Below are 12,015 nucleotides of genomic sequence, written 5' to 3'. Positions count from 1 at the left end.
ATGAAGATTCTCAAGTTCAGCGATGGCCGACGAAAGGCCTTCGGCATCCTGCAAGGGACGGACCAGATTCGCATTCTGAGCGGATCGCCGTTCGAAGGACCCATCACGCCGACGGACGCCTTCGTTGCCCTGTCCGAGGTCAGCCTGCTGGTTCCGACGGTCGCACATCCCCGGGTCTTCGGCATCGGCCTCAACTATCGCTCCCACATCGCCGAGACCGGCCGTAGCACGCCCGAGATCCCACCCGTGTTCATGAAGCCCGATACCGCGCTCCTGCCGCATGGGGGACAGATCATGTTCCCAAGGGCCGCCCAGATCGTGCACTACGAGACCGAGTTGGTCGCGGTGATCGGACGCAGGGCGAAGGAGGTTCGTCGTGAGGATGCCCTGGCGCATGTAGTCGGCTATACCTGCGGCAACGATGTCAGCGAGCGGACCTATCAGCGCAAGGAAATGGCCATGGGCCTGATGACGATGGGAAAGGCCGCCGACACCTTCGCGCCGATCGGCCCATGGATCGACACCGAGGCGGATCCCACCCGGCTGCACATGACGGGCCGGCTCAATGGCCAGATCGTTCAGGATTGCGAGACCTCCGACCTGCTGTTCGACGTCGCCGACCTGATCTCCTACTTGAGTTCGTTCATCACGTTGCTGCCCGGCGACCTCGTCATGACCGGCACGCCGGGCGGGGTCGGGCAGCTCTCGCCCGGAGACACGTTCGAGATCGAGATCGAAGGTGTCGGAAGGCTTTCCAACACCGTGGCCTCCTTCACCCCTGAGCGCACATGAACACAGCCGAACCCACTTCTGGCACCTTTGCCACCTCTGATCTCTTGCTGGCGGACGAGGCACGCTATCAGGCGCTGTATGCGCGAGACACCGGGGCACTCTCGCAGATGCTGGACGACACCTACCTGCATACCCATGCGAACGGAAGAACCGACGACAAGACCGCTTTCCTGGCATCGATCGCCGCCGAAAAGTACCGCTTCGTCGATGCGCAGCGGAAGGACCAGCGTGTGCGTCGCTTCGGTGACGTCGCACTGCTGAACGGCGTCGTGCACACGACCGTGGACGTCGCCGGCTCGCGCAAGACGCTGCACAACGCGTTCTTCACGGCCTGGCGCAATGACGGTGACCGCTGGCGGATGCTCCACTGGCAGGCCACCAAGATCGTCGAGAGCTGAGCGCCCCACCGACATGCAGGCCATCATGAACTCTCGCCGCAAGGGCCTGCGGGCTCTCGTACTGACGTCCCTGCTCGGCTTGAGCGGGCTGGCCGCCGGCCAGACGGAGCGCTACCCCTCGGCGCCTGTCAGGCTGATCCTGCCGGCTGCGGCCGGCACGGGCGTGGACATTCTCGGGCGCATCGCCGCCCAGTACCTGGGCGACGTGCTCGGGCAGCCGGTGATCGTGGAGAACGTGGTCGGTGCCAGCGGGGTCATCGGCGTGCAGCGCGTCGTGCGCGCCAAGCCTGATGGCTACACGCTGCTGTTCACGTTCAACCAGACGATCACGATGAACCCGCACGTGGTCGCCAACCTTCCCTACGATCCCGAGAAGGACCTCGTGCCTATTTCGCGCTTCGCCGAATCCACCTTCGTCTGGCTCATCAATGCCCAGGTCCCCGTCACGACTTTTCCTGAGCTGCTGCGCCATGCCAAGGCGAATCCCTCCAAGCTCGCGATGGGCGTCACCGGATATGGCTCCGCGGCCTACCTGGGTGCGCAGATGCTGAGCCTGCAGACGGGCGCCGAACTGCTGCACGTCAACTAAATCAGCTTCTCGGTCGCGAGGCTCTTGCATCCATGAAGCGTCAAAACGATTTACCGCCAGACCCAGAACGGGAGGACCTGGAGCACCAGCTCGAGGCCCTGCGACGCGATATCCGACGATTGAAGCTTGAGCAAGACCTCTTGAAGAAGGCGAATGAAATCTTAAAAAAGACCTGGGCATCAACCGGCAGCTCCTGACCAATCGGGAGAAGACGCTGCTGGTTGATGCCCTGCGGCAGACGTATTCCCTTGGGGAACTGCTCAACGAAGTGGGCTTGGCCCGCAGTTCCTACTTCTACCATCGAACTCGGCTCGATGCTGCGGACAAGTACGCCGAGGTGCGACGAACCCTCACCGACATCTTCGAGCGCAACCACTGCTGCTATGGCTATCGTCCACCCAACGAATTCGAATCCCAACTCGCTCGGCAGGCGGCTTAGTTCGGACGAAACCAGTGGTCCAGCCGTAGGGGTTCACTCCAACTACCTACAAAACTGGCTCAGTTTCCGATCGGCGCAACACTACAAGGAATCAATTAGGCAGGAGCGGCGACCTGCTGAACCGGGCGGCGCCGGACATAACCCCTGTGCATCACACTGGTCCTGTGTCATCGGCGGCCTACCTCTGCGTGCGGAGTTGCTGCGTTCGTCGCTGAGAACGTCATGTTTGCAGAACAGAAGAGCGAGATCAAGGTAATGATGCCCGGGCCGGAGATCCAGGTCGAACGTGATGCTCGACGGCTTGCGTCGGCTTCAACGCAATGTTTCTGAAATGCCCCAGACCTCAGCAAACTGTGATGTCACTCCCTCCAACAGGCCTCGCTCTCACCCACAGACCTGAGAGAGATCGAATCTTCGAGCTTACGCCGCTGGCAGCGTTAAGGCGCTTGGCGACCCGGGCAGTTAGTATCAGAACAGCATCAGCCCGGTGCTCCAATGACAGGTTCTGCAAGTTCAGTTGTCGTGTGAAAGGCCTCTAAGCGATCTAGCGTCTAGAGGCTATCGCCTCGAACCAGTCTCGAAAAATGCGGTGTAGCGGTATGAAAGTCGACCTGACGTTTCATCCAACATGCTCTCGCGTTCGACATTGAGTACTGCCTGTGCCACTCGCTGAGCTGGCTCATTAGCCGAATCAACTGTGGCCTCAATATATAGGGCTGCTCTTCCAGCTCTCCCTGCTCGAACGATCTGATCGCTGATGGCATCTCGCAAGATTCCTATAGCGAGGCCCTGATTGCGGATCCTTTCAGGAACTGCATATTCGACGGCAATGCACGGAATACCGTTGATCCCGCCATTCATGGTGCACGAAAGAAACGCTCTTACTGTTTTCTCATCGTTCGCCAGCCGTACATACGTTAGGCGGCCTACCCCGGGCCTCAGCACATCAAAACGGCAAAACAGGTCTTCATGGGACTCAACCTCCACCAGATCCAGCGAATCAGATCTTAAGCGTTGCTGGAAGGAAAACACTTCGTTGCTAAGGTCAGTCATCCGATGGGCCGAGTGTCCGATCTCGATCGGAGAACGTCCTGTTGACCCGTAGTTAGACATAAGCGCGGTACGTTTGAATCATGAACAGGTGCCAGTTTCTGTGGCATGTCCGTGGGCAAACACCTGTTGGTAGCCATTTGTGTACAGGTAAAGACAGCGAGTGGACCTAGCATCGAGCGGAGGCTTAAATCGCCGCGTCCATGCGACCGGCTCGATGGCGCCAAGAACAGTTCCATCTGAGGCAAAGGTAACGACAGAGATCTTGCCTCTACGATTGCTTGCTAGAAAGATTCCACTGCTTGATTGAAAAACTCGTCGTCGTAGTGGTTCGATATTGACCGCCTGAAGAGAGGAGGTTTCGTTTAGATTGGTAGGGTCCAAGAAGATGATCCATCCGTTCGCGTTCCACGGCGTATCGCCCATCGCGCAGTGTTTGCCATCCGTTGAGGCTACGCATACGGTCACAGAAAGTCCTCCGTTGAGCGCCTGGGTACGTGCGAACTGCAAGTCATTCGCCAGCGCATTGATCTCGGCAGCTGCACGATTGAATTCGTTGATCTTTTCGAACCAGGGTACGACGAATATCCACAGCATCGCCATGACCGTCACCGCGGTTAGCAACTCAAGCAAGAGAACACCGTACTGGTATCCGCTTCCATTTTTCTCAGTTTCGCGCATTCACCATGTCTTTGGGAAAATAAGTGATGAGCACGTTTTAGCAATTTTTCGCGAGTTAATGGTTATCGTTTGGAAATCTTTGATTAGTGAAAAGCCGTTGAGTAGGTAGTGTTCGCCTGGCCAAGTCTCAAACCAGCGGGCTTCCATCGAGGACCGGCCTTCGTAGATCAAAATCGCTAGCTCCAGTGCGGCAGTGCAAGCATTGAGAGCTGCGTTCATAAGATGCACTAGAGGCTGCGCGCACTCATCGTCCACACTAGCTGACCTGCCCGGTTCCTCCGAGACATTGATTTCTAGGAAGATGGCTCCCGCCCAAAGGGGAGCCCATGAAGAAGAGTCGATTTTCAGAAGAGCAGATGGTCACGATCCTGCGCGAGGCAGATCGCACGACGGTGGCCGAGGCCGCCAAGAAGCACAAGGTCAGCGACGCCACCATCTATGCCTGGCGCAGACACTTCGGCCAAATGAAAGCGGCCGACGTCATGCGTCTGAAGGCCCTGGAGCTTGAGAACAGCCGGCTGAAGAAGCTCCTTGCCGAGCGAGATCTGGACCTCGAGATCCTCAAGGAGATCAACGCAAAAAAATGGTGAGCCCGCTGGCTCGGCGCGAGCAACTGGCCTTCGTGCGCGCACGGGGCTTGAGTCTGCGCCGCGCCTGCGGGCTCATCGGTATGTCACGTGCGAAACCCAGCTACGAGCTGCGCCTGCCCGCCAAGGATGCACCGGTGCTCGCGGCGATGAAGGAACTTTCGGCTCAGTATCCGCGCTACGGCTATCGCCGCATCCGCGTGTTCCTGCGCCGCAAGGGCTTCGAGTTGAGTTGGTCTCGCACGCACAGACTGTGGCGCCAAGCGGACCTGCTGGTGCCCCGGAAACGGCCGCGCAAGCGCATCGCCTCGATGCGCCCGCGTACTCACACGCCGTTCAAGGCCAACATGGTCTGGGCCTACGACTTCGTCACCACGGCCAGCGGTCAGCAGATCAAGTGCCTGACCGTGGTGGACGAATACACCCGCGAGTGCCTGGCCATCGATGTGGCCGGGGCCCTCCGGTCCAAACGGGTGATCGAGGTGCTCTCGCGCCTGGTCAGCCTGCACGGCGCGCCGCTGTTCATGCGTTCGGATAACGAGCCCGAGTTCGTCAGTCAGGCCATCCTGGAGTGGATCTCCGGCTCGGGCATTGCCACCGTGCTCAACGATCCCGGCAAGCCTTGGCAGAACGGCACCGATGAGAGCTTCAACGGCAAGTTCCGCGACGAGTGCCTGTCCATCGAGTGGTTCCGCTCGCGCCGCGAAGCCGCTGTTCTGATCGAAGCCTGGCGCAATCACTACAACGAGGTACGTCCCCGCAGCAGCCCGCAATACTTGACCCCGTCGGAGTTCAAACAGGAACTCCGCCTAGGGAACGAACGTCTGATCAAGTCGTAAATTGACTTAATGACGGGTGCGCGTGGTGTCCCGCTGCACTCGCAGGCTCGTCGCACTGAGCGTCCCGCGCGCCGTGTTCTTGACCAGGCCCTTGAACCTCACCTTCGCCAGGCCAAACTGGCGCTTGATCACCTGGAACGGGTGCTCCACCTTCGCCCGGATGCTGGCCTTCTGGTGTTCCTGCTTGCGTGCACTGGCCTTGGCTCGGCCCTCCGGCATCTTCGCCATGTCGCTGGGCCTGCCCGCAATGTGCCATTGCACGCCGCGCTTCACTCGGCTCTGTGCCCCGCGATAGCCTGAGTCCGCCCACACCATGTCCTCTTTGCCGTGCAGCAGGTCGCCCACCTGGTCCACATCCCCCTCATTGGCTGCGGTAGTCGTCACCGTGTGCACTAGCCCCGAGTCCGCATCCACACCGATGTGCGCCTTCATTCCGAAGTGCGACTGGTTACCCTTCTTCGTCTGGTGCATCTCTGGGTCTCGCTCGCCGCTCTCGTTCTTGGTGGAACTGGGTGCCGCGATGATCGTGGCGTCAACGATGGAGCCGCGCTTCAGCAGCAGCCCCTTCCTGGCCAGATGGGCGTTGATTTGCTTGAAGATGTCCTCGGCTAGGTCGCTGGCCTCCAGCAGATGGCGGAAGTTCAGGATGGTCGTCTCGTCGGGGATCGTCTCCAGACCGAGTCCGGATAAGCTGCGCAGCGAGGCGATCTCATACATGGCCTCTTCCATCGCCGGGTCGCTCAGTGCGAACCAGTTCTGCATCAGGTGCACGCGCAGCATGGCTTGTAGCGGGTAAGGTCGACGGCCTCGGCCTGCCACTGGGTAGTGGGGTTCGATGACCTTGAGCAGCGCCTTCCACGGCACCACCAGTTCCATCTCGCCAAGGAAGACTTCGCGCCTTGTCTTCCTCCTCTTGCCCGCTTGCTCCGCATCCGCAAAACTGATCTGGCTCATCGCTCGTGCTCCTTTGCAGGGTCAATCCTTCATGCAAGAAGCGTGCTCTTGATCAGACCTTCCCTAGAACTGCAACCCGCCGTCTTCTAGGAAAAACTGTCTCGACTAAACCGAGCAAGTCATGGTCACGTACATTCTCGTCGATCGACGCTTTTTGGACCAACAAGGCGCCTCGTTCACCGAGGCTGGGGTCGATGCAACAGGCTAAAGCAGAATTTAATTCCGTTTGAGACTGTCTCGGATTTCGCGCAGCAGCACCACGTCTTCGGGTGTCGCGGGGGCTGCGGCGGGCGCCGGCTCCTCGGTGCGCTTCAGGCGGTTGATCTGCTTGACCATCATGAAGATGATGAAGGCGAGGATCACGAAGTTGACGGCGATGGTGATGAAGTTGCCGTACGCCAGCACCGGGACGCCTGCCTTCTTCACGTCCACCAGCGTGTTCGCGACGCCCGGTGGCGCCGTGCCCAGCACCACGTAGAGATTCGAGAAATCGAGCTTGCCGAACACCACGCCCACCAGCGGCATGATGATGTCGGCCACGAGCGAGTCGACGATCTTGCCGAAGGCCGCGCCGATGATCACGCCGACCGCGAGGTCGATGACGTTGCCCTTGACGGCAAATTCCTTGAATTCACTGAGGATGCTCATGATTCAAAAGGCTGCTGGAGCTCTGCTGTTGAAGGAGAGCCGAGTATGCCCACCATTGCCTCTTCTCCTACCGGTACAGCGCAATGCCGTGGTGCATGGCTGGTAAAGTTTCACGGCGATCCGCAAATTTGTCATCGTCATACTTAAGGTAATGCTGTTCAAGTACCTGATACCAGTGCGCAGCGACAAGGACGCGAAGCGCCTGGTCGATCTATCTACAGCTCAGCACCGCGCTACACATCGGCAGTCTGGCTCAGCCGTTCCAATCGAGTCGAGTGGTCGAGCATTTGGAGACAACGTCACGCAATGACATAGCTCTAATGATCGCATCGGTGAACGCATCGGCCGGATCATCATGGATGCTTCGGCAAACATGCTCGGTCACGGTCGTGGGAGTTCCACCAACAGAGCGCACTACCCCTTCCCAAGAGTCGTCCACTCTTCGGACAGAAGGATAGAAGGTCCATCCATTGCTATGCATCAAGAGCAGTTCGAGCATGCGGTTCAGTATCTGCCCAGCTCTCAAGATTCTCTACGAATGTAATCATTTTGTTAACGCCTTCTGCTACGCCTGAGGCAAAAAGCATCTCCAGTTTTTCCGTGGTCCGCAGAGTTACTGACCTGAAAACCTGTGCAAATCTCAAAGAATTTGTTGAGCAATCGATCGGATTGTTGCTGTGTAGTTATCGATTTCCATCCAGAAGTGACCCAGTTGGGAGTGCGGACGAAAACTTGGACTACCAGGAGGTGGTTCGTGTATTCCTACGAAGATCGGATTCGAGTCGTTGAGCTCTACATCAAGCTTGGCAAACGCGTCAGACCCACCATCCGTCAGCTGGGTTATCCAACAAAGAATTCTCTGAAGGGTTGGTACAACGAATACCAGCAGAAGCTCGACTTGCCCGCGGGCTATGCGGGCTGACGACCCAAGTTCTCGCTGGAGCAAAAGGCGGCAGCTGTCGATCACTACCTCACTCACGACCGCTGCATTGCTGCCACCATGAGGGCACTGGGCCACACCTGCAGGGGGGCGCTAACCGCCTGGGTTCGCGCGGCCATTCCTGAGGCGACAAATGCCGTCGTTGGCAGTGTGGGGGCGAAGAAAATATTACGGGAAGCTTCTGCAAGCGGGGGTTATGGAGCTTTGTACGCGTGAGGTGACCTGCTCCCGATAGGGCGTACCAGTTGAAGGTTAGTAGAGTCCGTTTTTGACCCTGTACCCGAATCAGTACCGCTCGGAAGTAGAAACTTCCGGCTCCTCTGACATCGCTGTTGCTGCCTGCAGGCAGCAACGGCGGGCGAATTCGGCAGTAGTCGCCCACTCCAGCGCAGAGTGGGGACGACTCTCGTTGTAGTCCTGACGCCAAGCCTCGATATTGGCCTGTGCGTCGGCCAATGACAAGAACCAATGTGCGTTCAGACACTCCTGGCGAAGCCTGCCGTTGAAACTCTCCACTGCAGCGTTATCGGTGGGCTTGCCCGGTCGGCTGAAGTCGAGTTCCACGCCGCGCTCATAGGCCCATTTGTCCATCACTTTGGAGATGAACTCGCTGCCGTTATCGGTCTTAATCGTGCCCGGCAGGCCACGCCGCACCGCGATCGCATTGAGTGTTCTCACGATATCCTCCCCCTTAGGGGCTCTGAGCGACCTCGATGGCCAGACACTCGCGCGTGAACAGATCCACCACCGTGAGCATGCGCAGCTTGCGCCCGTCAAACAGCGCGCCGGCCACAAAATCCATACTCCAGATCTCGTTAATGGCGTGGGCCATCTGCTTGGGCTGCCTGAGCTTGGCTGACCCCGCAGGCCAAGCGCGAGGCCGCTGCCAGGATGGTTCAGGAACTATCCACTAGCGCCGCGCCTGTCGCTGTGCGGGGTTGTCCAGAACCAGCTACCGGGAGCCGCCCAGCATGAACGAGTCCACGGCCAGCCTGAGCACGCGCATCGTCGAGTTGGCGCACGAGCGCCGGCGCTTTGGCTATCGGCGCATCCACGACCTGTTGAGTCTTGAGGCCACCAAGTGAACCACAAACGTGTGTGGCGCCTGTACAACCTGGCCAACCTGTCGGTGCGCAAGCGCCGCAAGGTCAAGCGGGTCAAGCCGCTGGCAGCCAGTCGACACATCAATGAAACCTGGAGCACGGACTTCGTGATGGATGCACTGTCCGATGGCCGGCGAATCAAATGCCTGACGGTGGTCGATGACTTCAGCCGCGAGTGCGTGGACATCGCGGTGGACCACGGCATGGGTGGCGAGTACGTCGTACCCGTCCGGACGCGGAGTTGGTCAACACGATGCTGGATGCAGCCATCGAAACGGTGGCCGAGACGGCTGATCGGCCCGTGATCCACTCCGATCAGGGCGGCCACTACGGCTGGCCAGGCTGGTTATCAAGAATGAGCGACGCGAACTTCACCCGCTCGACGTATCGCAAGGCATGTTCACCTGACAACGCAGCTTGCGAAGGCTTCTTCGGTCGGCTGAAGAACGAGCTGTTCCATCCTCGAGACTCAAAGAATTCCACCATTGAGCAATTCATCGAGGCGCTCAACTCGTACATCCGCTGGTACAACGAGAAGCGGATCAATATATCTCTTGGCTCTCTCAGCCCCATCGAATACCGGGTGAGCCTGGGGTTTGCGGCATAAACCAGTCCAATTTTTTAGCCGCCCCATTTGAGGATGTATGCGGAAATGCGACTGGTAGGGGCTACCGTTGGCATGCGAAAGCGTCAAGGTAGATTCTCGCGATGACCAAGTCCTAGATAGGCAACGACACCTAGAACACCATCGATCCAGGCTTCAGTCCCTGTTTCGTGTCCGGTCAGATCTTCGACTATCGGTTTGAAAACCAATAGGTCATCAGACTGCTGCACTGCCAGCAACAACGAGTAGTGCCACTTTCCAGGCGCAAGCTCGCTCACCATGATGGCCATGTTTCCCATGATCTTTCAATCCCAGATTTTTCATCGGTTGACTGCCCTCTGTCTACTAGTGCGCGTTGATGTCGACCGCGAGGGCCTCAAAATATTCGCAGCAGTTTCGCCAGACAAGTCGACAACCTTTACTTCGGAAAGTATTCTCTCGTGGAGATATCTCTCTAACCTACGGCCTACCAGAATTTGCGCCTCGAAGTAGAGGGGCTAGTGGCGAAGGCTTGCGTTGCGTATTGAGGAAGAGGCGGTAGCCGTAACCTCGTATTGATATCAGCGACACATCCCCGGACGACATTTCCATCAACAGCTTTCGAAGATGAGCGATATGGACGTCAATGGTGCGAGTCAGGTCGATCGAATGCTCTTTGCCCCAGACTGCTCTGAAGATATCTTCGCGCGACTGAGCACGATTAGCGTGTCTGAACAAGTAAAGGGCAAGCCTGAACTGTCGGGGTTTCAGTCGAACATCTCGTCCTTCAATGCTGAGGGTGTGGCTCATCTTATCGAAGGTGTAACGACCGAAGGTGAAGACGTTTTGCTCTTCCATGCCAAGCGATGCGTGCGCACGCATCACTCGCGCCACTAGTTCGCAGTCTTCGCATGGCATTAAAATAAAATCACTAAAGGTGCTCGCTACGATGTATCTGTTTTCAAGAAGTTGCTCAGGATGAACTAACAACAAGAAGGCAGTGCTATCGCCCGCCAAACTTCGAAGAAATTTGCTTCCCGCCAATATTGCTTCAGGGCGATCGTTTATGGCAACCATCAATAGATCGAACTTGTCGCCAACTGATAATGCCTGTGCCAAGTCTTTGAGTCGAAAAAACTTGATTACCGCATGTCCTACCTGATGCAAGGCATCAGTAACGAAGTCGCGATCAGGGTCTGAAGAGGTTAGAACTGCTATGCGCCACCCCGCCTCACTGGTCGGCTTTTCGCTAGGAATTTCCAGTTCATAAACCTCGCCGTCAGATATTTCTTTTTCGTAGTTAATCGAACTATCTAGCACGACACGCCCCTTTCCCATGACGCAGCTCTTTTCGAATTTGTTCGCCCATCTTCTGCAAGCGTTTGCATAAGAAGGCTGCCGAGCCATTCGGCGGACAGAAATTCATTTGTTTGCGAATGCCGGTATTGGTTTCAATCTCTGATTGACGTCAGATCGAATTCCCCGAAGGCGTCTCGCTATGGCAATACTTACCGACGGTTAACGTTTAATTGCTTGCACAAGAGTCGAGGAAAACTGCTGTGTCATGGACGAAGCTCGTTGCCGTTGTTATGCCTCGGCGAAAATAGCAACGTCTCTAGGTATGCACATTGAGCCCCCGGTTCACTTAGACAAATCAGGTATGGCTGCATTGCGAAGAAGACCTGACCGTCCATAAAGAGCGCTCAGGTTCTCTCGCGCGAGCCACTTTCGAGTGCCACGTGTGGCTGTCCTTACTTCCACTTCCAGCCGATGCCGGCGTTGATGCCCCACTCCTTGCCGGTGGTCGTCAGGCCTGCGCCCCACGACATCTTGCCGTCGTCGGACAGCGCCTTGAAGGTCAGCGCCACCGCGCTGTAGCCCTTGTAGCTGCCCAGTCCAACGCCCACCGTCTTCTCGCCCGGGTACAGCGTCGGCAGGTAGGTGCCCGACATCGCGAACGCCATGGCCGTGCCCGAGTAGGCGATGCGCGCCACGTCGCCGAGCTGGCCCTGCACCTGGTTGAGCTGCTGCACGTTGACCGCGTCGCCCGGCAGGATGCCTGGCGCCACGTTGCTGATGCGCGTGCCGCCCGGCGCCTGGCCGCCGCCCAGCGTGATCTGGTTGTAGTTGACCGAGCCGTCCGGGTTGGTCGCGTACTGCACGCTGCTGGCCTTCGCTGCCGCCGAGGCCGCCTTCAGCTGGGCCACGTTGGTCGCGTCGCTGTCGGCCGTGCCCGCCGCCACGCCGGTGATCTGGCGGTACTGGCCGTTGGCCGCATCGCCCACCGACACCGCGGCCTGCGTGCTGGTGGTGGCCCTGATCGCGGCCTCCTGCTGCGCCGTCGCGCCGCCCGGCACGTAGCCGGCCATGCCCGCCGCGGTGGACGCCACCGAGCCCGAGCCCAGCGCCACG

12 protein-coding genes and 5 pseudogenes are annotated in these 12,015 nt (G+C 58.3%); 8 read left to right on the top strand and 9 right to left on the bottom strand.

From position 1 onward, the window contains the following. The 4 genes and pseudogenes from G369_RS0134325 to G369_RS37990 form a co-directional block, all read left to right on the top strand. Positions 1-792, top strand: coding sequence for a fumarylacetoacetate hydrolase family protein (locus G369_RS0134325; protein WP_019658603.1), 792 nt, complete (start codon positions 1-3; stop codon positions 790-792). Beyond that, complete coding sequence (locus G369_RS0134320; RefSeq protein ID WP_019658602.1) at positions 789-1,190, top strand: nuclear transport factor 2 family protein; 402 nt, start codon at positions 789-791, stop codon at positions 1,188-1,190. The genes G369_RS0134325 and G369_RS0134320 overlap by 4 nt, the downstream gene beginning before the upstream one ends. Beyond that, a complete protein-coding gene (locus G369_RS36830; protein WP_080647980.1) occupies positions 1,132-1,779 on the top strand; it encodes a Bug family tripartite tricarboxylate transporter substrate binding protein in 648 nt (215 codons plus the stop codon). Before G369_RS0134320 ends, G369_RS36830 begins: the two co-directional genes overlap by 59 nt. Further along, positions 1,776-2,209 (top strand): annotated as a pseudogene (locus tag G369_RS37990) (IS3 family transposase); the annotation flags it as partial. The gene G369_RS36830 and the pseudogene G369_RS37990, both read left to right, overlap by 4 nt. A gap of 567 nt (positions 2,210-2,776) precedes the next feature. Here the strand turns inward: G369_RS37990 and G369_RS39295 are convergent. Both G369_RS39295 and G369_RS37985 read right to left on the bottom strand, forming a co-directional pair. Beyond that, positions 2,777-3,271: a hypothetical protein gene (locus G369_RS39295; protein WP_208604428.1), complete on the bottom strand. Its 495-nt coding sequence runs from the start codon at positions 3,269-3,271 to the stop codon at positions 2,777-2,779. Between the two features lie 78 nt (positions 3,272-3,349). Further along, entirely contained in the window at positions 3,350-3,949 is a 600-nt protein-coding gene (locus G369_RS37985) for a GspH/FimT family pseudopilin (protein WP_080647979.1), read from the bottom strand. A 326-nt stretch (positions 3,950-4,275) separates the two neighbouring features. On the opposite strand from G369_RS37985, the gene G369_RS0134300 reads away from it, so the two are divergent. Then, a protein-coding gene (locus tag G369_RS0134300) for an IS3 family transposase (protein WP_099047502.1) occupies positions 4,276-5,375 on the top strand; the annotation gives its coding sequence in 2 pieces (ribosomal slippage) (positions 4,276-4,534 and positions 4,534-5,375; 1,101 coding nt in all). A 6-nt stretch (positions 5,376-5,381) separates the two neighbouring features. Here G369_RS0134300 and G369_RS0134295 read toward each other — a convergent pair. From G369_RS0134295 to G369_RS39290, 3 genes are all read right to left on the bottom strand, one after another. After that, complete coding sequence (locus G369_RS0134295; RefSeq protein ID WP_019658598.1) at positions 5,382-6,329, bottom strand: IS5 family transposase; 948 nt, start codon at positions 6,327-6,329, stop codon at positions 5,382-5,384. 216 nt (positions 6,330-6,545) lie between these two features. Further along, positions 6,546-6,977 (bottom strand): large conductance mechanosensitive channel protein MscL, encoded by a 432-nt coding sequence (mscL, locus tag G369_RS0134290; RefSeq protein WP_019658597.1) that lies wholly within the window; start codon positions 6,975-6,977, stop codon positions 6,546-6,548. A gap of 253 nt (positions 6,978-7,230) precedes the next feature. Then, entirely contained in the window at positions 7,231-7,476 is a 246-nt protein-coding gene (locus G369_RS39290) for a hypothetical protein (RefSeq protein WP_208604427.1), read from the bottom strand. Between the two features lie 255 nt (positions 7,477-7,731). Here G369_RS39290 and G369_RS37980 point away from each other — a divergent pair. Next, positions 7,732-8,140, top strand: a pseudogene (locus G369_RS37980) (transposase); the annotation flags it as partial. 62 nt (positions 8,141-8,202) lie between these two features. Here G369_RS37980 and G369_RS38945 read toward each other — a convergent pair. Further along, positions 8,203-8,776: pseudogene (locus G369_RS38945) on the bottom strand (IS3 family transposase); the annotation flags it as partial. Here G369_RS38945 and G369_RS39645 point away from each other — a divergent pair. Together G369_RS39645 and G369_RS37970 are read left to right on the top strand one after the other, a co-directional pair. Then, positions 8,773-9,250, top strand: a pseudogene (locus tag G369_RS39645) (IS3 family transposase); the annotation flags it as partial. The pseudogenes G369_RS38945 and G369_RS39645 overlap by 4 nt on opposite strands. Continuing rightward, positions 9,244-9,627: pseudogene (locus G369_RS37970) on the top strand (transposase); the annotation flags it as partial. The pseudogenes G369_RS39645 and G369_RS37970, both read left to right, overlap by 7 nt. An 83-nt stretch (positions 9,628-9,710) precedes the next feature. On the opposite strand, the gene G369_RS38935 reads toward G369_RS37970, so the two are convergent. The 3 genes from G369_RS38935 to G369_RS0134275 form a co-directional block, all read right to left on the bottom strand. Beyond that, complete coding sequence (locus G369_RS38935; RefSeq protein WP_157773868.1) at positions 9,711-9,914, bottom strand: hypothetical protein; 204 nt, start codon at positions 9,912-9,914, stop codon at positions 9,711-9,713. A 169-nt stretch (positions 9,915-10,083) separates the two neighbouring features. After that, a complete protein-coding gene (locus tag G369_RS37965; RefSeq protein ID WP_157773867.1) occupies positions 10,084-10,941 on the bottom strand; it encodes a winged helix-turn-helix domain-containing protein in 858 nt (285 codons plus the stop codon). A 413-nt stretch (positions 10,942-11,354) separates the two neighbouring features. After that, the coding region (locus G369_RS0134275) for a YadA-like family protein (RefSeq protein ID WP_019654599.1) at positions 11,355-12,015 on the bottom strand (661 nt) is incomplete at its 5' end.

It is taken from the genome of Variovorax atrisoli 110B, from assembly GCF_000382045.1.
Taxonomy (GTDB): Bacteria; Pseudomonadota; Gammaproteobacteria; order Burkholderiales; family Burkholderiaceae_C; genus Variovorax; species Variovorax atrisoli.
Note: the sequence above shows the minus strand (reverse complement) of the source record. Positions and strands in the feature narration are given on the sequence as shown.